The organism is Aquabacterium commune (assembly GCF_004362855.1).
In the GTDB taxonomy this organism is placed as follows: Bacteria; Pseudomonadota; Gammaproteobacteria; order Burkholderiales; family Burkholderiaceae_C; genus Aquabacterium; species Aquabacterium commune.
Genome location: NZ_SNXW01000013.1, coordinates 1 through 20,022 on the forward strand (window position 1 = coordinate 1; position 20,022 = coordinate 20,022).

The 20,022-nt window shown below is 60.2% G+C and carries 22 protein-coding genes and 3 pseudogenes; 16 read left to right on the plus strand and 9 right to left on the minus strand.

Going from position 1 to position 20,022, the window contains the following annotated elements; translation table 11 throughout:
- The first annotated feature begins 215 nt into the window (after window positions 1-215).
- From EV672_RS16755 to EV672_RS16765, 4 genes are read left to right on the plus strand one after another with little or no spacing between them, the layout of a single operon-like run.
- Window positions 216-788 carry a recombinase family protein gene (locus EV672_RS16755; protein ID WP_046983517.1) on the plus strand — a complete coding sequence of 191 codons (573 nt, stop codon included), beginning with the start codon at window positions 216-218 and terminating at the stop codon, window positions 786-788.
- Between the two features lie 52 nt (window positions 789-840).
- Complete coding sequence (locus EV672_RS19320; protein WP_341770497.1) at window positions 841-1,029, plus strand: hypothetical protein; 189 nt, start codon at window positions 841-843, stop codon at window positions 1,027-1,029.
- Window positions 981-1,112 (plus strand): double zinc ribbon domain-containing protein, encoded by a 132-nt coding sequence (locus tag EV672_RS19325; RefSeq protein ID WP_341770496.1) that lies wholly within the window; start codon window positions 981-983, stop codon window positions 1,110-1,112. Before EV672_RS19320 ends, EV672_RS19325 begins: the two co-directional genes overlap by 49 nt.
- 21 nt (window positions 1,113-1,133) lie before the next feature.
- Window positions 1,134-1,859, plus strand: coding sequence for a ZIP family metal transporter (locus EV672_RS16765; RefSeq protein ID WP_031942924.1), 726 nt, complete (start codon window positions 1,134-1,136; stop codon window positions 1,857-1,859).
- 124 nt (window positions 1,860-1,983) lie between these two features.
- Here EV672_RS16765 and EV672_RS16770 read toward each other — a convergent pair.
- Window positions 1,984-3,315 (minus strand): annotated as a pseudogene (locus tag EV672_RS16770) (efflux RND transporter permease subunit); the annotation flags it as partial.
- Between the two features lie 102 nt (window positions 3,316-3,417).
- On the opposite strand from EV672_RS16770, the pseudogene EV672_RS16775 reads away from it, so the two are divergent.
- Both EV672_RS16775 and lspA read left to right on the plus strand, forming a co-directional pair.
- Window positions 3,418-3,702: pseudogene (locus EV672_RS16775) on the plus strand (heavy metal translocating P-type ATPase); the annotation flags it as partial.
- 14 nt (window positions 3,703-3,716) lie between these two features.
- A complete protein-coding gene (gene lspA / locus EV672_RS16780; protein ID WP_133611140.1) occupies window positions 3,717-4,202 on the plus strand; it encodes a signal peptidase II in 486 nt (161 codons plus the stop codon).
- A 37-nt stretch (window positions 4,203-4,239) separates the two neighbouring features.
- Here the strand turns inward: lspA and EV672_RS16785 are convergent, their stop codons facing one another.
- Entirely contained in the window at window positions 4,240-4,899 is a 660-nt protein-coding gene (locus EV672_RS16785; protein WP_133611141.1) for a class I SAM-dependent methyltransferase, read from the minus strand.
- Window positions 4,900-5,056: 157 nt separating this feature from the next.
- On the opposite strand from EV672_RS16785, the pseudogene EV672_RS19140 reads away from it, so the two are divergent.
- Window positions 5,057-5,238, plus strand: a pseudogene (locus tag EV672_RS19140) (IS5/IS1182 family transposase); the annotation flags it as partial.
- 289 nt (window positions 5,239-5,527) lie between these two features.
- Here EV672_RS19140 and EV672_RS16795 read toward each other — a convergent pair.
- The 5 genes from EV672_RS16795 to EV672_RS16810 all read right to left on the minus strand — a co-directional run bounded on the left by EV672_RS16795 (window position 5,528) and on the right by EV672_RS16810 (window position 9,432).
- Entirely contained in the window at window positions 5,528-6,766 is a 1,239-nt protein-coding gene (locus tag EV672_RS16795; RefSeq protein WP_058088280.1) for a DUF1173 family protein, read from the minus strand.
- Window positions 6,767-6,771: 5 nt separating this feature from the next.
- A complete protein-coding gene (locus EV672_RS19150; RefSeq protein ID WP_243738739.1) occupies window positions 6,772-7,227 on the minus strand; it encodes a hypothetical protein in 456 nt (151 codons plus the stop codon).
- A 112-nt stretch (window positions 7,228-7,339) separates the two neighbouring features.
- Window positions 7,340-7,714 (minus strand): helix-turn-helix domain-containing protein, encoded by a 375-nt coding sequence (locus EV672_RS19155; protein WP_243738740.1) that lies wholly within the window; start codon window positions 7,712-7,714, stop codon window positions 7,340-7,342.
- Between the two features lie 332 nt (window positions 7,715-8,046).
- Window positions 8,047-8,301 (minus strand): helix-turn-helix transcriptional regulator, encoded by a 255-nt coding sequence (locus tag EV672_RS16805; protein WP_109036436.1) that lies wholly within the window; start codon window positions 8,299-8,301, stop codon window positions 8,047-8,049.
- Between the two features lie 375 nt (window positions 8,302-8,676).
- Window positions 8,677-9,432: a DUF1845 domain-containing protein gene (locus tag EV672_RS16810; RefSeq protein ID WP_243738741.1), complete on the minus strand. Its 756-nt coding sequence runs from the start codon at window positions 9,430-9,432 to the stop codon at window positions 8,677-8,679.
- A 492-nt stretch (window positions 9,433-9,924) separates the two neighbouring features.
- On the opposite strand from EV672_RS16810, the gene EV672_RS16820 reads away from it, so the two are divergent.
- The 6 genes from EV672_RS16820 (at window position 9,925) to EV672_RS16845 (ending at window position 14,457) form a co-directional block, all read left to right on the plus strand.
- Entirely contained in the window at window positions 9,925-10,467 is a 543-nt protein-coding gene (locus EV672_RS16820) for a hypothetical protein (RefSeq protein WP_133611143.1), read from the plus strand.
- A gap of 78 nt (window positions 10,468-10,545) precedes the next feature.
- Window positions 10,546-10,863 carry a hypothetical protein gene (locus tag EV672_RS16825; protein ID WP_208110799.1) on the plus strand — a complete coding sequence of 106 codons (318 nt, stop codon included), beginning with the start codon at window positions 10,546-10,548 and terminating at the stop codon, window positions 10,861-10,863.
- Between the two features lie 47 nt (window positions 10,864-10,910).
- The gene (locus EV672_RS16830; RefSeq protein WP_133611144.1) at window positions 10,911-11,921 is read left to right on the plus strand and encodes a DUF7146 domain-containing protein; all 1,011 of its coding nucleotides are present in this window, start codon (window positions 10,911-10,913) and stop codon (window positions 11,919-11,921) included.
- Between the two features lie 171 nt (window positions 11,922-12,092).
- Complete coding sequence (locus tag EV672_RS16835; RefSeq protein WP_243738742.1) at window positions 12,093-13,217, plus strand: DUF932 domain-containing protein; 1,125 nt, start codon at window positions 12,093-12,095, stop codon at window positions 13,215-13,217.
- Between the two features lie 325 nt (window positions 13,218-13,542).
- Window positions 13,543-13,863: a hypothetical protein gene (locus EV672_RS16840; RefSeq protein ID WP_133611145.1), complete on the plus strand. Its 321-nt coding sequence runs from the start codon at window positions 13,543-13,545 to the stop codon at window positions 13,861-13,863.
- Between the two features lie 15 nt (window positions 13,864-13,878).
- Entirely contained in the window at window positions 13,879-14,457 is a 579-nt protein-coding gene (locus EV672_RS16845; protein ID WP_133611146.1) for a FlhC family transcriptional regulator, read from the plus strand.
- A 16-nt stretch (window positions 14,458-14,473) separates the two neighbouring features.
- Here EV672_RS16845 and EV672_RS16850 read toward each other — a convergent pair whose 3' ends face one another.
- Complete coding sequence (locus EV672_RS16850; protein WP_133611147.1) at window positions 14,474-14,809, minus strand: H-NS histone family protein; 336 nt, start codon at window positions 14,807-14,809, stop codon at window positions 14,474-14,476.
- Window positions 14,810-15,054: 245 nt separating this feature from the next.
- Here EV672_RS16850 and mobH point away from each other — a divergent pair, with 245 nt between their 5' ends.
- The 3 genes from mobH to EV672_RS16865 are packed head-to-tail and all read left to right on the plus strand — an operon-like array spanning window position 15,055 to window position 19,314.
- Complete coding sequence (gene mobH, locus EV672_RS16855; protein WP_243738743.1) at window positions 15,055-16,785, plus strand: MobH family relaxase; 1,731 nt, start codon at window positions 15,055-15,057, stop codon at window positions 16,783-16,785.
- 1 nt (window position 16,786) lies between these two features.
- Window positions 16,787-18,694: a conjugative transfer system coupling protein TraD gene (gene traD, locus EV672_RS16860; RefSeq protein WP_133611148.1), complete on the plus strand. Its 1,908-nt coding sequence runs from the start codon at window positions 16,787-16,789 to the stop codon at window positions 18,692-18,694.
- Entirely contained in the window at window positions 18,691-19,314 is a 624-nt protein-coding gene (locus EV672_RS16865) for an IncC plasmid conjugative DNA transfer DtrJ family protein (protein ID WP_133611149.1), read from the plus strand. The genes traD and EV672_RS16865 overlap by 4 nt, the downstream gene beginning before the upstream one ends.
- Window positions 19,315-19,339: 25 nt before the next feature.
- Here EV672_RS16865 and EV672_RS19395 read toward each other — a convergent pair whose 3' ends face one another.
- Window positions 19,340-19,798 (minus strand): MerR family transcriptional regulator, encoded by a 459-nt coding sequence (locus EV672_RS19395; protein WP_109036419.1) that lies wholly within the window; start codon window positions 19,796-19,798, stop codon window positions 19,340-19,342.
- Between the last annotated feature and the right edge of the window lie 224 nt (window positions 19,799-20,022).

Here is a 20,022-nt window from a genome sequence, read left to right on the forward strand (position 1 = left end):
ATCCCCGAACCCAAGAGGTAGAGCAAGCTTCTCCTATTTGCCATAGTGCAGTGCACTTTTGAAAATGTGTGCAATCGCCTTCTGAAAACGACACGAAATCAAGGCGTTGCGATTCTCGAAAATAGTTCTTGAAATGTTATTCTCGATCCCTTACCATTGCAATGAGTTTCGATAAGAATGGATGGCGTAATTTTCCAAGGCAAGGAGCAGTAGTCATGCTGATCGGCTATGCGCGTGTCTCGACGCAGGATCAGAACCTTGAGCTTCAGCGTGAAGCTTTGACCAAGGCTGGGTGCCAAAAGGTCTTTGAGGACAAAGTGAGCGGCACCCGCGCCAAACGACCTGGCTTGGACAAGGCGTTGGAAATGGTGCGTAGCGGCGATGTTCTTGTGGTGTGGAAACTCGATCGCCTGGGACGCAGCGTCAAACAACTAGTGGATCTGGTTGCCGAACTGCACAAACAGGGTGTTCAGTTCAATAGCCTGACCGATGCCATCGACACCGGCACACCATCTGGCCGCTTCTTCTTTCACGTCATGGCCAGCCTCGCCGAAATGGAGCGTGAGCTAATCATCGAGCGCACCCGCGCCGGGTTGGACGTGGCACGCCAATTGGGTCGCAAGGGTGGGCGTAAGCCCAAGATGACCGATAGCAAGATTGCTTCGGCCAAGAAGTTGCTGGCCGGCGGTGTTCCGGCCAGGGATGTGGCCAAGAACCTCGGTGTTTCCGTTCCAACCCTCTACCGCTGGGTGCCGGCTACAACCCACGTCTCATCGGCAGAGTTTTAATGTGCAAAAGGAGAATTGAAAATGGGTATTCTTGATCGGTTGTTTAGTGGTCATGGCGGTGGTCATGGCGGTGGTCATGGCGGTGGTCATGGCGGTGGTCATGGCGGCGGCTATGGCGTTCCTCCGGGAGGCTATGGCAATGTTCCGCCGCCGTCCGCAGGCGGCACGGTTGCGTGTCCTAGCTGTCGAGCCATCAATGCAGTCGGGGCTCGGTTTTGCCAGCAGTGCGGCACTTCTTTGACCCCCTCAGTTTGTGCGCAGTGTGGTACGACCTTGCAGGCTGGGGCCAAATTCTGCGGGCAATGCGGCAAAACCGTAGGCTAAACACAGAACCGCGCAGACCGCATGGCTACCCCGCATGAGCAAATCCTCGCGCTGACCCTCATTCCGGCGGCTGCCACCATCTTCGGCGGCGCAATCGCTGTGTGGCGAACACCCAGCGAGACCGTACGCAGCGTGATCCAGCACTTCGCCGCCGGTGTCGTGCTGGCGGCTGTTGCCGGCGAGTTGTTGCCAGAGATGACCAGGGAGCACCAACCACTCGGCGTCGTGATCGGCTTTATCTTGGGTGTTGCGTTGATGCTGTGCGTCAAGCTTGTTGCGGAACGTGTTGAGGCACGCGATGAGGCAACATCGGGCGGCAAGGTCGGCTTGCTGGCTGCCGTAGCCATCGATATCTTTATCGACGGCTTGCTGATCGGCGTGGGATTCGCCGCAGGTGCCCGAGTTGGAACGCTGCTTGTGATCGCGCTCACGCTTGAGTTACTGTTCCTTGGTCTCTCCGTGGCTACGAGCCTTGCTCAGGCCAACTGGGGGCGAGGACGCAACTTGCTCTGCATCGCAAGCCTGAGCGGCTTGGTCGTCGCGGGAGCTTCGTTGGGCAGTGCGTTGCTGGGCGGACTTTCAGGCGTCGCACTGGAAATCATGTTGTCATTCGGTGCCGCCGCCCTAATGTATTTGGTAGTGGAAGAACTACTGACCGAGGCGCACGAAGTCCAGGAAACCCCGCTCATCACCGTTGCTTTCTTTGCAGGCTTTGTCTCTCTGTACCTATTGGAATTGATGGCATGACAACGGTACGAACCTGTCAGTTAGGACGGAGGGCGGTGGCGCGTCCGCCTCCTACGCTGTACTGCTGGTGCGCGGCAACAACGCACGCTTAGCGTACGATTTTTTCCGTTTTCTGAGACGACCCCAACAGGAAGACCAGCAACAAGGCCACGGGCACCACGATGGCCAGACGGCGCGAGGCCGATTGCAATTGCTCAAAGGTGCCGCCCCAGGTGGTCCAGTAACCGGCTGACACCTTGACCCCAGCTTCGATCTTGGCTTGCGCCTCACCCACAAAGCTGCCGATGTCCCGCCCGCGCACGTTGGCGGTTACGACCACACGTCGTTTGCCTTCTTCGCGGCTGATCTGGTTGGGGCCAGGGGTCAGGTCCATCGTGGCCACATCGCCCAGTCGGGCAAAGCCCTCGTGTTCACCCGCGGCGTTGGCGGGAAGACGAATGGGCAACTGCCCCAAAGCGTCCAGGTCGCTGCGCAGGTTTTCTGGCAGGCGCACCAGGATGTCGAACCGGCGATCCCCCTCGAACACCGCCCCTGCCTCGCGCCCACCCAGTGCCGTGGCCAGCGTGTCCTGAATGTCGCCCACGTTCAAGCCCAGGCGCCCAGCCTTCTCGCGGTCGATCTTCACAGATAGCATGGGCAGGCCGGTGGTTTGTTCTACCTTGACATCTTCGGCCCCAGGCACGGCCTCCAGCACCTTGGAGATCTGCTCCGCGGTTTCGTTGAGCGTGTCCATGTCATCGCCAAACACCTTGACGGCCACATCGCTGCGCACGCCTGATATCAACTCGTTGAAGCGCATCTGGATGGGCTGGGTGAACTCGTAGTTGTTGCCGGGTACCTTCATCACGGCCACCTGCAAGGCCTTGACCAGGTCATCCTTGGGCCGCTTGGGATCGGGCCATTGCTCACGTGGCTTGAGCATCACGAAGGTGTCAGCCACGCTGGGCGGCATCGGGTCGGTGGCGATCTCGGCCGTGCCAAGCTTGGCGAACACCGCCTCGACCTCAGGGAAGGCCTTGATGCTGCGCTCCAGTTGCGCTTGCATCTCGATGGCCTGGCTCAGGCTGGTACCTGGGATGCGCAGCGCGTGCAAAGCGATGTCGTGTTCGTCCAGGCTGGGGATGAACTCGCTGCCCATGCGGGTGGCCATCAACACGGCCAAGGCCACCGACACACCCGTGATGGTCAGCACCAGTGGCTGGCGGGACATGGCCTTGTCCAGCAGAGGCTCATAGCCGCGCTTGGCCCAGCCCATCAGGCGGTTTTCCTTCTCGCTGACCGAGCCCGTCAGGAACAGCGCAACGGCTGCCGGGACGAAGGTCATCGACAAGATCATGGCGCCCAACAAAGCCGCCACCACCGTGAAAGCCATGGGATGGAACATCTTGCCCTCAACACCCGTCAAGGCAAAGATGGGCAGCTAGACAATCATGATGCTCAACCGCCCGAGCAGTAGTCGCAGAATATCCCCCCTGTGCGCAAGGGATTTTCCAAGGCCTTGACTCTGAACCGGCTACAGGGTTTCAAATGTTGTCAAGGAGCACGCCATGACCATCACGCAGCAGGCACCGACACCGCCATTGAGACTGCTGACGTGGCGCTCATGCAAGACGATCTGCGCAAGTTGCCAGAGTTCATCGCTCTCTCACATCGGGTGGGCAATGTGCTGAGAGCCAACATCGCCTTTGCCATCGGCACCAAGGCGGTGTTCATGGTCTTGACCTTCACGGGACACGCCAGCTTGTGGCTGGCAATCCTGGCTGACATGGGTGCGAGCCTGGTCGTGGTGTTCAACGGGTTGCGCCTGCTCAGGGCGCCCGGCGAGAGGGACAAGGTCCAGTGAGGATGCGCCAAACAATGGATCCGAGCGTTGCGCGTGCCTTCCTTGCAGCCGCAGCCGTCTTCCTGATCGACATCGCAAGCAAAGCTGCGGTGGTCGCTGCACTCCCGTATGGCTCCAGCGAGCCATGGCTCCCGGTGCTCAACATCGTCCACTGGCGCAACGAAGGTGCCGCTTTCAGCTTCTTGCACGACGCAGGTGGATGGCAGCGCCTCTTCTTCAGCGCCGTGGCTGTGGCCGCCTCGGTTGTTTTTGCCGTACTGATTCGGCGGCCTCAAACCGGTCGTCCTCAGCGGCTGGCCTTCGGGCTTCTCCTAGGCGGTGCTTTAGGGAACCTGCTCGATCGGCTCGCTCGCGGGGCGGTGGTGGACTGGATTGATGTCAGGTGGCAGTCGTTCTACTGGCCAGCATTCAACGTCGCAGACATCGGCATCACCCTCGGTGCTGCCTTGATCGTCGTCTGTGAGTTGCGGGGAGGGAAAACGGAGACTTGGCCGCGTTGACGGGAGGTATGCCGACGGTCAGTGTCGTCCTGGCGCGCTATCGCACAGTGGCAATGACATTGATCCATACCGGCTGGTGCACCGCATCAGCCGAATTTCGCGACGCCCACAGTTCATTCACCGCCAACCCGGCGGCGTCAAGTGACCTGCGTATGTCGTCTTCTGAGTAGTAGACGTACAAACGGCCGTCCGGAAGAATCGCTTCGCCCTGCCCCTCCTGGACTGCCATGAAGAGTGTGCCGCCTCTTTTGAGGGCCCGGGTCAGGCAACGAAGCGCGGGGCGAAATGCGTCCCGGGGCAAGTGGAGCAATGAAGCACATGCCCATATCCCATCGAACCGATCTTCATAGCTGATGCTTTCGATCCGAGCGACCTCACATGGGGCGCCCGAATGCTGGGCCGCCATTTGCACGAGGGCTGTCGAGGCATCGATCCCCAACGCACAATGACCCCGGGAAAGAAAGAATTTGAGGTCCCGGCCGGAGCCGCAGCCGGCATCAAGGATGGCGGCATTGGCCGGCAGATGTGACAGGAACCGATCGAGGACGAACTGCGTCTGGGCACCGGAGGTCCCTGAGAAATATTCGACCGCATGGTCTTCGTAGAATCGATCGGTCGATGACACGGCAGCATCTTGGCTAACGGATGATCGAACGTCCTCACCATTTGGGCCTTTCAGATTGTCTTCAGACATCATGCATCTATCACTCCTTCCGGCTTAGGGCAATGCTGAAAAAGGTCCGATCTGGCGCATGACTTGCATGCCTAGCAAGCACTCGTTGGAGGATCCCAAAGATGAAGCAGCAGACACTTGCGGTAGCGGCAGATCAGAACGCGGAGTATCAGCAGTATCGCTGCCCGATGCGACGACCTTGCCGAAGTTTCTCCGTTTGTTGGAGAACAACGAGTTGGGCAGGGCAAGGTGGGCGAGGTGCTCCAGGTACGAGGGCTGAAAGTTGGGGCACAGGCGATCGTTGACGCAACGATCGTCGGGGCGCCGAGTTCGACGAAGAACAAGGACAAGCAGCGGGATCCCTCACACATCGAACACGTGGCCCAACGGATTCGAGAGTTGACCGCCTTGAAAAAACAACTGGTGGCCCTGCGGGGGCAATGTGCTCAGGCAAAAGACGTGGCGCATTGCGGCATCTTGAGTGGGCTTGGCCAGGGGGAGGCTCTTGAGCAGCCGACAGCTCGACAACATGTCTCAGCAAGCCACGGCAAACGCCGGTGATCGACACCTGCCAATCATCTGACCAATGTTTATCTCAGCCTTGGAAGGACTCAAGACGGTGGTCATCGGAGCCCATATGCCCGAGGTTCGCTCAATGACTCTTGGACGTCATTGCCTCTGGCAACGCAGGCATCTCTTCGGCACTCCACCAGAGCCAGGATGAAACACCGGACGTTCGCACCACGCGATCTTTTTCCGCCCGATCCTTCGGGGGCATGAATGCGCTGATGACATGCAAAGGCACCGGCAGACAACCGGCATCCAGCAACAAAGCATTGGGAAATGCAACGGCGCTCCTGGCGTCGTAACGCAGTGGTTTGACAAAGCGTCGGCCCTGAGAGACAAGCGCATGCACCAGCGGCAACTCGTGCACGCCCTCCACAGGGATCCAGTGCTCGCTAGTCAACATCAAACTGGCCGCATCAATTTCATAGGTGTGCTCACGGCGAGCGCGTATCAGTGCCACCAGCACCAAACGGACCTTGTATCCGCTGTCAGCGTCACGGGCTTCAAACAATGGCGCGAAGACCCGCTCAATGCGCTCCCAGGTCTTGGTGCCCACCAGCAGGGGGGCATCGGGCATGTGCTTGATCCAAACACGCCGACCCAGGGCCGTTACCTCGCTGACCTTGAACTCTCCGATGACCACCGCCAGAGGGCTTTGCCCTTCATGCGGATGCAAGACCGCCAGCTTGTTGCGACGGCGCTGAGCTACCTCGAATTTGCTGGCTTCGCTGAAGGGCTCGGGCACGTACAAACGCTCGCTCAACCCAGCACCCTTGACCATCACGTCCTCGGCCGCATTCATCAGGTATTTGTGCAGGACACCTTGATTGCGCTTGCCCTCCATGGCCGGGCTCCATCGGTTGAAGCCTGCTCGCTCGAACAGGAAGTGCATCAGGGCATGCAGGCTCATTCGTCGCCTGGGCGCTTCCACCTCGTTCACGTCATGCGTTTCACCTCGAACCAAGCTACGCCCCACCGTGCGCACCCATGGGAAGTCCACACGCAGTTGAATCTGGCCAGGAACCATCTCCAGAACAGCCTCGCCCACCAACTCGCCCAGGCCTGACTGTTGCCACTCTGGCTCAAAGGATGGGCACGATGGGTGATGCCGACACCCGGTTTCCGGCATGCGCTTGACAACGAACTGACGGTGCCGCGCCACGTACATCTCCACACCACCAGGAACACACAGACATCGGGGACGTTCGGGGGTCTCGTACACGTGAGCCAGCAGATCCTGCATGTCTGGCGCACTTGCATCCACCACCCGCCCTTTGATGGAAAAGCGCTGACTGTCGCCTTCAGCGCCTTGACGGGTGGGCATGGTGTTCACACCAGTTCATCGAGCAGTTGCTCGATGGTCGGCTTGTGGCGAGCCAGCAGTTCGCGCACCGCACTGCGTTCGCTGATGCCCAGGATCAGGCCGACATCGTCCTCATCAGCGCCACGCTCATAGAGGCGTGCCACGACGGTGCGCCGCACAGACAGCGCCGTCACGCCTTTCATCTCGGCATAGCGAAACAGCTTGCGATAGGTCTCCAGGATCGGTCGACACAAGAACCGTCGCTGACCAGGCGCACCATAGGGTGTGATCTTGAACCCCTCTCCTGCTGTAGACAGGAACAAGCGGCTATCTGGATCAAGCCCTCTGTAAGCACCATCCCGTCCCAAGCCCAGCCCGAGCCTCAGGCGCTCTTCCAAGTAGTTTGAAAGCGATTCGTCCAGCCTCGTGCTGGCGAAGTGCAATGGGCGGGCCTTTCCAGTGATGGCCACCTCGGCACGCATTTGAGAGTGGCGCCGAACGCTGCCATCGGAGCTCAGGTAGTCCCTCACTTCGAGGCGGGCGATTTCCAGGGGACGTGCGCCCGTGGCAAACAGGAGATAGAACAGCGACAGGTCATGCCATGGCCCGATTGCTGCGCCCCTTGATGCGCTTGCCTGCCTGGATGATTTCGTCCATGGAGACGATGCGGCTGGAACGATGCTCGACGGGCCGTCTCGGATCGAAGTCCACCAGGGCCGTCAGGATGGCATCGCGGTGCAGGCGCAAGCGTCTGACGAATGCTGCGCCATCTTCATTCAAGCCATCGATGTCGGCCACTTGGCTCAACTGCACCGCAATGGCTTTGATGCGCCGCTCAACCGCCGTGCGTGACACGCCAAACCGCGCGGCCACGGTCTCATAGGTGTCGCCATCGATGACCTCCTTGAGCATCCGGATCGATTGGGCAACGGTGCTCCCGTCTGGTTCCAGTTCTGGTGCGCATGACATGACCCTCTCCCTGCTTTGTTTACTTGTCCTCACGCTGCCAAAGCGCCTTCATGCTCAACCCTGGTCGCAATTTTCACCAGTCGAAATCGCCGGTGAAGGCGGGGGGTTTCGGCATCAGGCAGATCTGCTTTGGCGTGGACAAAAGCCACGTGAAAACACCCAGAAGCAAGCAAGTTCCGTGGCACCGCCCCGCATGGGCTGCGGAACACTTCACATGCATTGGCGTGTGCCCAGGCCCCTGCGCGCTCGATATCGGGGCAAGGCATGCCAAGCAAGGTGCATGGCATGAGAGCGGACTTTGCAAGCGTGAACATCGGCTTCAGCAAGGGGCGTCAGGCACGGCTACTCTGTTCAGCGATCCATTGCCTGATGTCCTCCACCCGCCAGACGGTCACGCGCACCGACAGCTTGACGGGTTCAGGAAAGGTGCGCGTCTGCACGCGCCGCCACAGTGTGGACTTGGAGATGGGAACAAATTGCAGAACCTGTGCCTGTCGGAGAAAGCCAACTTGCGGCAATGATGGCGCCGCAACAGCATGGACAGGCGCCGCGGGCACGACAACGGCACCCCGGTTGGGTTTAGGCATGATCTGGCCTCTTCACGGCGAATGCCGATGGAAGACATGACCTGCTCTGTAGCGGCGGCGCTAGGTCAGGGTTTGCGCATGCCGATAGGGACGCACGACTCCGGCATCACATCGGCGGCGTCCCGGTCGCACGGTGTGGTTGTGAGCAACTCCAAGTACATCGTGCCTCGTCAACGGGCTGGCTCAGCGCAACGTGGACAGGCACAGGCAGGCAGGTATCGACTGCGACGGTGGCGCAACATGCGTCCCGATGTCACCTTAGCGGACGACATGGGACGCCTCAAGGCAAGAACGGCTTGTGCTCCTCGAAATCGTCCGTGAAGTTGGCCCCTTGCGCGTGGCGCTTGCCAGCATCAACCAGGTCGCGTTGAGTAGCTACTTGACGACAACAGCAGCAACCACAGGCTCCATGGTGTCCGTGGCTGACGAAACACTTGCATCATCGCCGGTCGCTTCCAGCTCCTGAGCAAGCACACCAGATGCTTGAACATTTGCTGCTGGGGCTGGCACAGACTCGGGACCGCCCTCACCCCGTTCACCCATGGCATTCATGCGGCGCCTCAGGCCAGTGGCCAGATTGCGAGCCCCGTTGGCCACGTCGCGCACCTGACGTTTGAGGCTGGCGCGCTGGATGTCCACCGCCTGCGCAGTGATCACTTCATGGATCTCCAGCGTCTGGAGCAGTGGCATCAACTGGTCCAGCTTGCCCAGGACCTCCAGGAAGCGACGCCCAAACGACGACAGCACACTGACGTCCACCGACAGGGCCACGGTGTCATACGTCGCCACACTGGTGATCCCATGAGCCTTGAACAAGGCTTCTGCGCCATCGATGGCACTGTTCAAGCTCTCGTTGACCGCGTCAAGCTTCGCCCGAACGCTGCCCTCCACTTTGACGATGTCATCGTGATCCAGCCGCGTGCGTGCGATCACCGAGATGAAGTGCATGTTGAGTTGCAAGGTGTTGAACAGGCGAACAAAGAAGCGCTTGCCCTCTGCGCTGGTGAAGCACGTGGGCATCTTCACACTGGCCGCTTCGATGCGCCTGAAATCTGCCTTGCTTTCTTTGGCCAGGATCCGGTCGTTGACCCCGCCTTGGTCCATCTTGACGATCTGGTGAATATCAGACATGTCGCGCTCCCGTGACTGGCGTGCTCGCCACCATCTTGCGAACCGCGTTCGTGCATCACCACCGGGAATCATCGGCAATTGAAGCCCCTTTCGGCATCAGCCCCCGTTTTGGCATGGAACCATCTTGACCATCCTCATGGCAAGGCACTACCTTGCTGACATGCGGCAGCTGGCCCTGCATTCAAACAAGGCAAGCCCTGGAGTTCACATCAAACCCTTGACGGTCACCACCGTTCCGATGCCATCGAAGCGACTTTCGTGGTGAGTGCACGACCGCACTGACGCGGCATGCGCGCCCTCACCCAGAAAGCCTTCTTCGATCGGTAGCTGGCACACCGATCCGAACGGGCTCACCACCCGATCAAGCCAGCCCTGGAGTCTTTTCATCGCCATCGGCAGTGCGTCATAACACCTTGCCGACTGTTCATCACCCTGTGGGGCATTGCCCCACCCGTGGTGCGCCGTGCCTCCCAATTTCACATGGAGGCCACGATGCTGCACACGAGCACATCCCTGGTTCACCCCCCAGCTGCCTTGAATGGCTTCATGGGGGCGACGCAGTCCGTTTTTCCGGATCAACCGCCAGACCCACAGTCGCTGGACGATCCGACCGAACGCATCGACTGGAGCGAGGAGGACATCGTCTTCTTGCACTGGCGCTTGCTGCAGGAGATCAACCAGTTGTCTGACCCGACCACGCCGTTGGAAGACAAGTTCGACACCCTGCGCTGGGTGTTCACCGAGCGAGAAAAGGACCAACAGCCCTTCTCATTCGTGAACTGCCTGCGTGTGGTGGGCTGCAGCCCGCTGTCGCCCATCGCGTACTGTGGCCTTGTGGATGCGCAAGACATCCGCGACCACATCCGCAACAAGCTCAAAGCCTGGCTGTCTGAATCGCTTGAGCGCTATCCCCAATGGGTTCGCGATGCCATCGCCAGCAACCCCCAGTGGGTTGAAGCGCGCCTGGCCAGGAATCCCCAATGGATCAACGAGCAGCTCAAACAGATGTCCGAGCAGGGCGATCTGTTCACCTGATCCCAACCGCCTCAAAACAGGGCCGAGGCCAGATCTGTCCGATCAGCCCTGGCCCTCAACTCACACATGGAGTGCCATATGCACAAACAAGCCCATGCCCACGGCCACCGCATTCCGATGCTGATGGTCGATGAGCCCCAGGACATCGAGTTCCTGGTCAAGGAAAGTGAAGTCCTGACGGGCCAGGCTGGCCGCATCTTTGTCATCGCCGGTGCCGACTGGCTGACCTACCGCGTGCTGTGGAGCCAGGCAGGTTTCAAGGTCGAACGCCTGGACGACAAAGGCCAGGTCTTGCACACGCAGCACCAACTGCCCTGGGAGTTCGTCGAGCACAGCGTGATCGAAGCACTGCAGGCGGGCCAGTTGTTCACCCCATCGGTTCGCCATCGCGGCTGACCGCTGCTCTATCCCCTGGAGGACATGTCATCAACACGGAGTTCATCATGAACAACCCCGAGTACGAAGCTCGCATTGAAGACGTCAAACGCCGGGCCCATGGTCGCTGGACCGATATCCTGGGTAGCCTGGGCGTTGGCGAACACATTCTCAAGAAGCGCAACCAGCCCTGCCCACTCTGCGGTGGCACGGACCGGTTTCAGTACACCGACAAGTTCGGTGAAGGCAACTACCACTGTCGCGCCTGTGGCGCGGGAGGTGGCTTCAAGCTGCTGCAGGCCGTCACGGGCCTGGATTTCAACACCGCGCTCAAGGAAGTCGAACGCGTGGTGGGCACCTCGCGCTCTGTCCCGCATGTGGCGTCACCGGAGCCTTCGGCCGAGCGCATGAAGGCTCTGGCAAAGCGACTCTGGGAAGAAGCCACGCCCGTGACACCCGGTGATGAGGTGGACCGCTACCTGTCCCGTCGGCGGCTCGCCTTGGCCCACTACCCCAAGGTGCTGCGCCTGCATCCAGCGCTGGGCTATTACGAGAAGGATCCGACCTCGGGCAAGTCGCGCAAAGTGGCCGAATACGCCGCCATGCTGGCTTGCATCCAGGGTGCCGATGGTCACGCAGTCACGCTGCACCGCACGTATCTGAAGGATGGCCGCAAGGCCAATGTGAGCGAGGCCAAAAAGGTTCTCTCCTCGGGCATCAATGGTGCTTCCGTGCGCTTGTTCGAACCCGAGCACGAACTGGCCATTGCCGAGGGCATCGAGACCGCCATGGCTGTGCACCTGGCCACCGGCAAACCCGTGTGGGCAGGACTCAATGCCGGAAACCTGGAAAAGCTGTGGCTGCCCGACTCGGTGCAGAGCATCTGCATCTATGCCGATAACGATGCCCAAGCGGACTTTGACGGCCAGATGTTTGCCTTTGCCCTGGCTCGGCGGCTGAAGAAGCAGGAGCACCAGAGCGGCCCCCGGCAAGTGCGGGTGCTCTTGCCCAAGACCCCGGGCACCGACTGGGCCGATGTGTGGCTGGCCAAGGCGGAACACGCCTCCCGAATCCCGTAAGTCATGTATCCCCACTGGTAGCTGTCAGACCAGGCCAAGCCACATGGCAAGGCAAAAACAGCCCTGGCGTTTTGTATGAGTGATTTGTGAGTTGGGCGCAGCCCTGGCCTGTGGTCAGTTTGCGCTCTGTGTGGATGGGTCTGAGCCCATCCGTCATCAACCCTGGCGGGGATGTGCATCCCCGCATGTGGGCAATGCCGTCTCCGCCATTTCTTTCCCGAACAGGAGTTTGATATGAGAAGCGGACGTTCCCTGGTGAGCCTGGCCCATGAGCTTGAGCGCCAATTGCAATCAAAGAAGGATCTGGTGGTTCCCTCGTCGCTGATGCGACACGACACCGATGACACAGGCGAGACTCGTCTTGTCATCGGCGAAGGCGGTGCCTCCACGCCCTATGGCGTCATGCCGCTGGCGCGCCGCCAGTTGGCTGACAAGCTGAAGATTCCCTATGCGTACTTCGAGCGCATGCGCTCCGAGCAGCCAGTCCTGCTGGACCGCAACGTGAACACCTGGCTGCAAAGCGACGATGACCGTCGTATGATCCGCACGCTCGATGGCAAGGTCCGAGCCGTGCTGTCGGACCGCTACCGTCGCCTTGACAACTTCGATCTGGCAGAAAGCGTGCTGCCCATCCTGCAGCAGTTACCCGATGTGCGCTTTGAGTCGGTGGAACTCACCGACACGAGGATGTACATCAAGTGCATCACACCGCAATTGAAGGTCGAAATGGCGCCTGGCGACATCGTCCAGGCTGGCGTGGTCATCTCCAATTCGGAGGTGGGACAAGGCACGCTGTCGGTGCAGCCCTTGCTGTATCGACTGGTGTGCCGCAATGGCCTCATCGCCTCAGACCGTTCGCTGCGCAAGACCCATGTCGGCCGCGCGCTGGGCAGCGACGACAACATCATGGTCTTCAAGGACGACACCTTGCAAGCCGACGACAAGGCCTTCTTCCTGAAGGTGCGCGACGTCGTGCAGGCGGCCGTGTCGGAAGCGACATTCATGCAGGCCGCGCAAAAGATGCAAAAGACTTTGCAGATCCCTCTGGTCGGCAACCCTGTGAAGACGGTGGAGGTGCTGGCCCAGCGCTACACCCTGAACGACACCGAACGCGCCGGGGTGCTGCGTCACCTGATCGCCGAAGGTGATCTGTCGGGGTATGGCTTGGTCAATGCCGTCACCCACTTCTCCCAGGAAGTGGAAGACTACGACCGGGCCACCGAGTTTGAAGCTCTGGGCGGGAAGTTGATCGAACTGCCCGTCAAGGAATGGAAGGAACTGGCGCAGGCCGTTTGATCCGATGTGCAAGCAGGCTCATCCCAATGGGCCAGCTTTCGCAGCAGTGACCGCACCACCAGGGCCTTGGCTCTGGTGGCTTTCCTACTTCCCCACCAGGCACCCAGCATGTCGCCGACTGGGGCAACAAATGCGGCAGGGAGTGTGGGCCTTTGTGGATGGCAAGCGCGGCATCCCCCCGCTCTCGGGCATTGATCCCAATTGACGCCCATGAATATGCTGAGCTGACTCATCACTCCCAACACACAACACCAAAGCAGTCACACCTCGCCACCACACCTGGCCCATCTCATTTCACATCCGGGCAGACCGACAGGAGAAGACCATGAGCAGCATCCAGTTCACCGATGTGCAGTTGACCAATTTGTATTTGCTTCAGGCCATCAGGCTGGGCATCGCACAAGATCGGGTATCGACATGCTGCAAGTTCGGGCTGGATACGGCGCAGGCGGAGTACCTTGGTGCCATGAGCCAGGAAGATGTATGGTCATTCATTGCTCACATCGGCCAAAGCACCCTCTTCCCTCCCCGACAGGATCTACTCGCCTTGCTCAAGGCGCCTGCGCCACTTCAGGCTTCACTGGCCGCCGTTCACGCCCCAAGGCCGCAGCAACTCGCGTCCATGGTGCCCGCAAGCACGTCGTGATCGGAGGGCGCCACGATGTCAACACGTGCCGATCGTCAACTCAGCGCCATGCGCCTGGCGCGGGACTGCGCTCAACTGGGCGCCCGGGTGCGCACCATCCATCACCTGACCGGGCTCAACCCTCGGGACGTGCAAAGGCTGTTCTTCAACGACCCACAAGCCATCCCAAGAGGTCGTCCACCCAACTCCTTGGAGTGGTACCACGGTGCCAATCTCATCGCGAGAGCTGAATCGTCCATCTTCATGTCGATCTACCGCCGCCTGCGCAACACTGGATTCGGCGCCGCAGAGACGCTGGTCGGCGCCTATCGCGGGTACCAAGCGGTCTGCCAATGTCCGCACCGCATCAGCTTTGACCGGGCGTTTGATCTGGCATCGCACACTGACGGCATCTGGCTGGCCAGCACCCCGGTGTTCGATGTCATCGCTTGTCCGACCTGCGGCAGCGATGTGCTGATGGCCATCGGCACAATGGTCCACGCGGGCGACAACTGTCCGTTCTGCAAACTGATGCAGCGCTACAGTTGCGACCCTCGGCTCCAGGCCTCATTTCCCAAGCACGGGATGGCAACCGTACCAGCGACTGCCTCCTGAACCGATGACCTTGTAATCAACCTATTTTCAGTTGATCCAGCGTCTTGCCAGCGGCCAATGCAGCCTTGATCCACTTGGGCTGAAGTCCACGTCCGCTCCAGGTCTCGCCCGTGTCAGTGTTGCGATACTTTGGAGCGACCTTGCTTCCTGCTGCAGCACTGGAGCGGTTCGCCACACCGACCTTCAAACCCAGATCGGCGACAGTCAAACCATTGGCAGCCAACAGTTGCTTGATATGGTCAATCACACCAGCTCGCTCAGCTTTGCGGGCATACTGCAATTGCCTGTCCAGCTCCAAAGCCTGCTTGTCCAGGGCGGCTTTCTGGGCCAGTAGTTCTTGATACGTAGTCATGATTGCAGTGTTTGGCGATCGCCGAGTTTGGATGCCAACATCCTACATTGCAAGCTCCTTGGCTACCTGACCAAAGTGCCTGGATCTCCGTCGTTGCATTCAGAGTCAAGGCCAAGGCATCAGACGGATCGACGCCCATCGCACTGATCCGAAATTGCTCCTCTTTAGTCAAGTCTCGATGGCGAAAGCCCAGATGAACAGATGACATTTTGAGGTGCGCACGGCAACGCATGGTGACCAAATGAATGGGTCATCTGCAATGGACCACCATGCTTGCCCCGTCTCTGCCACACAGCACTTTTGCATCGTCAGATCCCGGCTTCGAGGCCCTGCCCATTGATGCTCTGCTGTCGCAAAACGATGACCTGATCGCCCGCATCAAGCTCTGCCATGGGTCTGACCGTACCGAGTTCGAACAAACCATCCTGTCACTTATCAGACGATACGCCAACCTAGTACACCTGCTGCCAGCCACATCAGACAACTACTTCTGCACCCCTGGCGGCCTGTTGCGCCTGGGCATGGAAGTCAGCTTCTTCAGCCTGCAGGGCACAGACGCGCACATATTCTCCGGTCGCTCCAACATATCGGCACGCCGCCACTTGGAGCCGCGCTGGCGCCTGGCAACCTTCGTCGCGGGGCTTTGCTGCGAGGCCCACCGGGTGCTCAGTCACATCATCGTGACCAACGCCCCAGGCGATGTGTGGCCAGCCTACCTTCTGTCCCTGAGTGATTGGCTGATGGAGCGACAAGCGGACCGCTACTTCTTGCGCTGGCGCCCACACGCCATCGAGACACGCAGCCTGGGCGTGTTCACGCTGGCCCATGTCGTACCCCCAACGGTCATGCATTACCTGGCTGAAGACAACACAGTCATCGTGCCTCACCTCATGGGCAGCGTCAGCGGCATCTCGCAGCATCGCGATCACAACTTGCTGGACGAGTTGGTCCGGCGCTCCTTGGCGCTGGTGATTGACCGCAACCTGCTGGCCAATGCCGACCGCTACGGTACGCCTCAATACGGTTCGCACCTGGAACGCTACCTGGTTGACGCGCTAAGGCATCTCGCGGTCTCCAACTCGGGGTGGCAAGCCAATCGCGAGAAGTCTCGCGTCTGGCTCGGCCCCGATGGCCTGTTCCTGGCCTGGCCTAGCGCTGCCGAAGACCTCCAAAAGCAACTGGACGCCGCCCAGTTGCCAGGCATTCCCAAAGCGCCGGAGACCATCATGGAAGTGCTCCTGCTAGCCGGCGTCTTCGAACCCACGCCCACAGGAGCCCCAATCTGGCTCATCCAACCACCAGGCGGCAAGGCCAAAATCGACGCAGTCAAGCTGTCGTCGCAGGCGATCCTGTTTGCAGGACATGACCCGTTGCCGCCGCCTCTGGCGGAAAACCTCACGAGTGCGCCAAGCAACAACAGTCCGTCGGCCCAAGCGGGCGAACCGGTTGCACCAAGATCTCGCCCTGATGGCCAGCCAGGCACACAACTCTCGCTCATCCCTGGTAACGCCGAGCAAACTCCACAAGCAGCTTCGAATGTCCGAGAGGCTCAAGCCGAAGCGGCACTTTTGTCGACCGCCCCGCCGACTGCCTTGGTATCGACAAGCGATGCCCACCCAACTCAGCAAGCGACGATTGATCTTCAAGCGCCGCTGCGCCTCAACCCCGTGGTGCGCGACGCATTGACCGTGGTGGTCAACACCTTGAACACAGGCGCTGGACCCGCTCAGTGTTGCACTGTCGCTTTTGGGGTGTTTGTGCCTCTGCACGAATTCGAGCGCCGCGGCATTCAACCGTCTATGGCCCTGCGCGCCCTGTCGGATGTGCACATGCTGGTTCGCGCCCAGGGCAAAGGTCCACCCACCACTTCAAGAGATTTCAATGGCACACCGACCGTGGGTTTGACCATTGATCCGCGCTTCATCAGCGGCGTGGACATGGAAGCATTTGCCTCGCCAGAGGCTCAGGGCGAGTGACATGCCCATCCGCCGCTACGAGATGCCATGGCGCCACGCCTACGAGGCCTACGCAGGCCTTGCCTGGGGCATCGCGCTGACGTTCTTCACAGCCGTCGGCGCCATCGGCCAATTGCCAAGTGTTCTTGCTTTTCCCCTGTCCATCGCTTGCCTTGGCATGAGCGCTCTCAGGGTCTCGCAGGCGCTGCGCATTCTCGTGCTGAGGGCATCTCTGGCTGGTCATGCCATCCAGGTGATAAGCACGCAAACCCAGGCGCGGTGGTGTCAGGATTCAACGGCCGTGTTCCTTGGGTTCGGCTTCGAGTGGCGGCCCGTGCACTCTCAGCGTCTGTATGAACTGGCCAAGATCGACTACCGCGACTTCACGGTATCTCCGCGCCTCCTGAGTCTGCTGGGCTATGACAGCGCACCCCAACCCGATGCCGAGATTGGCTTGCCTTACATACACGGCGTCGAGCCCCATGAGGTGCCGCTGCATCGCCCCTTGCAGAACTTCGAAGGCGGCACGCTGCTGGTCGGCACCACCCAATCCGGCAAAGGTGTGGCCCTGGCCAACCTGATCACCCAAGCCGTCAGGCGCGGCGACGTGGTGATCGTCATCGACCCCAAGAACAGCCGTCGCCTCAAGCGCGTGGTTGAGCGCGCCTGCCAAGACTGGCGTGAGCCCGACACCTTCATGGAGTTTCATCCTGCCTTCCCGGAAGCCGGTGTGCGGCTGGACTTCACCTTCAACTGGCAAAAGCCCACCGAGATTGCATCCCGCATCCAATCGATCATGCCGCCGGACACGGCTGGCGCGTTCTCCGCCTTCGGCTGGGATGCGGTCAACGTGGTCGTGCAAGGTCTGGTTGAACTGGAAGAGCGCCCCAACCTGGCCAAGCTGACCCGCTACATCGAGGGTGGCATCGAACCCGTGCTGGAGGGCTCTCTGCGCCGCTTTTATGAGGAAACCTTGGGGCCAGCCTGGCGTGAGTTGCCAGAAATGAAGAAGCTGATGCAGGAGGCACACCGAGGCCACATGAAGCGCCCCTCAGAAGCGGCCAGCGCCGAGTTGATGACCTTTGTCGCGTACTACGAACACCACATTGCCCAGTCACAACGCAGCAAGGTGATCGATGCCCAGGTGCGCACCTTCAGGCACAACCGCGAGCACTACCAGAAGATCACCGCCAACCTGTTGCCCGTGCTGTCAATGCTGACCTCGGGCGACTTGGGCCGCACGCTGTCGCCCGACCCGTTCGACGCCAACGACACGCGCCCGATCATGAACTTCGAGAAAATCGAGCGCGGCGGACATGTGCTGTACATGTGTCTGGATTCGCTGCCCGACCCCTCGGTGGCATCAGCCATCGGTGCACTGGCACTGGCCGACCTGGCCGCTCGGGCGGGCATGCGCTACAACCTGGGCGGTTACCGGCGCATTGCGCTGTTTGTGGATGAGGTGGCCAACGTCATCAACCAGCCCTTGATCGAGATCCTCAACAAGGGTGCGGAAGGCGGTATCTACACCACCTGCGCGATGCAGACGCTGGCCGACCTGGCCAAACGCCTGGGCAGCGAAGCAGCAGCACGCATGGCGCTGGGTAATCTGAACAACCTGATTGCGCTGCGCTCGAAAGACCGACCCACACAGGATTTCATCGTGGAGACCTTTGGCAAGACGGCCATCCATTCGATGCGCGTTGGGCTGGGGCATGGTGCGGACACCCATCTGGGTGACTTCTCGACCAGCTATTCAAGCCAGCTCTCCGAGAGCTTCGAGGAGATGGTGCCTGCCGATGTCCTGGGCAAACTGCCCAACCTTCAGTACTTTGCCTCGGTGTCTGGCGGGCGCATCATCAAAGGCCGCTTTCCCATCCTGGATCCGGATGCGCAAGGGGACGATCAACCCATCAGGAGGGCGGCATGATCAGGGCGATGGCCGTGGTGTCATTGCTGGCATTGCTGGTTCTGGTGCTCTATGTGCCGTCCGCCCATCCCCCAGAACGGTTCATAGAGCAACTGCGAACGGAATACACCAATGCGGCGGTGTTCTGGGGCAAGGACGCAGGCACCCGCATGCTGTCGCGTGCGATGAACATGCAGGAGTCGGCACGTCAGGCATCACCCGTCCCCTCATCCAAAGACGCGGCCCCCGCGGGTGGCGTCAACGCGGCTGTCGGGCAAGAAATGGCCTCGGTCAACCAACGGCTGTTCAACAACCCCTACTTCCGCTCGATTGACGCACTGCTGCTGCTCGCCAGCTTCCGCCTGGCCATGCTGCTGGAGTGGCTCCCCTGGCTGTCGGCCTTCCCGGTTGCTGCCTTGGTGGATGGCTGCCTTGTACGAGTGGTCAAAGCCAAAGAGTTCCTGCACCACAGCCCGGAGATGTTCGCCTTGTATGCCTGCTTGGCCATCCTCACCAGTTGCGCAACCGTCCTGGCGTTTGTGCTGCCCTTCACCTTGCATCCCCTGGCCGTGCCATGCGTGCCTGTGGTCATCGGCACGTTGATGGGGACGGCGATCAGGGACTTTCACGCAAGAATCTGAACATCAGGCCTGCAAGAACCTTGCTTCAAGTACCACAGCAGCCTGAGCTTCGGCTCGGCGCGGCCGCGGCCGGACGAGACAGATCCTCCAGAATGGAACAATCGAGCGTAGGGCCCCCCGCGCAATCCCTGTCGCATGCGCGCACAAAGGCTCCCAGGCTGCTCTCTAGTGCCTGGAGTTCCAACAGCCTACGCTGCACCTCAGCCAAATGCTTGGCAGCGAGGTCTCGGACTTCAACGCAAGGTCGAGTTGGCTCATCGACAAGACAGACAAGTTCTCGCACCTGATCAATGGAGAAGCCGAAGTCTCGACATCGACGGATGAAAGTCAGACGTGCGATGGTCGCCTCCGAGAAATTTCGTCGACATCCATCCGTCCGATCTGCGTTTGGCAAGAGGCCAATATCCTCGTAGTAGCGGATGGTCGGGACAGAGCAACCCGTCCGTTTGGCAACAACGCAGATTGATAAATTTGGTGCAGCCATCTTTCTATCTTAGATCACGCGCAGACTCCTGCTGCACACCCACAGGGTTTGAGTGGACGCGGCGGCACCTGCGAGCCACAAGCCCAAGCGGCTCGAATCACCCGTGCACTTCTAGTTCAACCACCAAGCCCGTTGCCCAGACTGCCGAGCTTAGGTCAACGGGCCATGCCGATCATCTGAGATTGCAGCCCCCCGAACACATGGAGACCTTAGGACTGACCGAT

What these genes read in the sequence shown, in the direction of transcription:
- EV672_RS16755 (WP_046983517.1), top strand. Translation starts at nt 216, where the DNA reads ATGCTGATCGGCTATGCGCGTGTCTCGACGCAGGATCAGAACCTTGAG.
- EV672_RS19320 (WP_341770497.1), top strand. Translation starts at nt 841, where the DNA reads ATGGCGGTGGTCATGGCGGTGGTCATGGCGGTGGTCATGGCGGTGGTC.
- EV672_RS16765 (WP_031942924.1), top strand. Translation starts at nt 1,134, where the DNA reads ATGGCTACCCCGCATGAGCAAATCCTCGCGCTGACCCTCATTCCGGCG.
- lspA (WP_133611140.1), top strand. Translation starts at nt 3,717, where the DNA reads ATGGATCCGAGCGTTGCGCGTGCCTTCCTTGCAGCCGCAGCCGTCTTC.
- EV672_RS16785 (WP_133611141.1), bottom strand. Translation starts at nt 4,899, where the DNA reads ATGATGTCTGAAGACAATCTGAAAGGCCCAAATGGTGAGGACGTTCGA.
- EV672_RS16795 (WP_058088280.1), bottom strand. Translation starts at nt 6,766, where the DNA reads ATGCCCACCCGTCAAGGCGCTGAAGGCGACAGTCAGCGCTTTTCCATC.
- EV672_RS19150 (WP_243738739.1), bottom strand. Translation starts at nt 7,227, where the DNA reads ATGCGTGCCGAGGTGGCCATCACTGGAAAGGCCCGCCCATTGCACTTC.
- EV672_RS19155 (WP_243738740.1), bottom strand. Translation starts at nt 7,714, where the DNA reads ATGTCATGCGCACCAGAACTGGAACCAGACGGGAGCACCGTTGCCCAA.
- EV672_RS16805 (WP_109036436.1), bottom strand. Translation starts at nt 8,301, where the DNA reads ATGCCTAAACCCAACCGGGGTGCCGTTGTCGTGCCCGCGGCGCCTGTC.
- EV672_RS16810 (WP_243738741.1), bottom strand. Translation starts at nt 9,432, where the DNA reads ATGTCTGATATTCACCAGATCGTCAAGATGGACCAAGGCGGGGTCAAC.
- EV672_RS16820 (WP_133611143.1), top strand. Translation starts at nt 9,925, where the DNA reads ATGCTGCACACGAGCACATCCCTGGTTCACCCCCCAGCTGCCTTGAAT.
- EV672_RS16825 (WP_208110799.1), top strand. Translation starts at nt 10,546, where the DNA reads ATGCACAAACAAGCCCATGCCCACGGCCACCGCATTCCGATGCTGATG.
- EV672_RS16830 (WP_133611144.1), top strand. Translation starts at nt 10,911, where the DNA reads ATGAACAACCCCGAGTACGAAGCTCGCATTGAAGACGTCAAACGCCGG.
- EV672_RS16835 (WP_243738742.1), top strand. Translation starts at nt 12,093, where the DNA reads ATGTGCATCCCCGCATGTGGGCAATGCCGTCTCCGCCATTTCTTTCCC.
- EV672_RS16840 (WP_133611145.1), top strand. Translation starts at nt 13,543, where the DNA reads ATGAGCAGCATCCAGTTCACCGATGTGCAGTTGACCAATTTGTATTTG.
- EV672_RS16845 (WP_133611146.1), top strand. Translation starts at nt 13,879, where the DNA reads ATGTCAACACGTGCCGATCGTCAACTCAGCGCCATGCGCCTGGCGCGG.
- EV672_RS16850 (WP_133611147.1), bottom strand. Translation starts at nt 14,809, where the DNA reads ATGACTACGTATCAAGAACTACTGGCCCAGAAAGCCGCCCTGGACAAG.
- mobH (WP_243738743.1), top strand. Translation starts at nt 15,055, where the DNA reads ATGGGTCATCTGCAATGGACCACCATGCTTGCCCCGTCTCTGCCACAC.
- traD (WP_133611148.1), top strand. Translation starts at nt 16,787, where the DNA reads ATGCCCATCCGCCGCTACGAGATGCCATGGCGCCACGCCTACGAGGCC.
- EV672_RS16865 (WP_133611149.1), top strand. Translation starts at nt 18,691, where the DNA reads ATGATCAGGGCGATGGCCGTGGTGTCATTGCTGGCATTGCTGGTTCTG.
- EV672_RS19395 (WP_109036419.1), bottom strand. Translation starts at nt 19,798, where the DNA reads ATGGCTGCACCAAATTTATCAATCTGCGTTGTTGCCAAACGGACGGGT.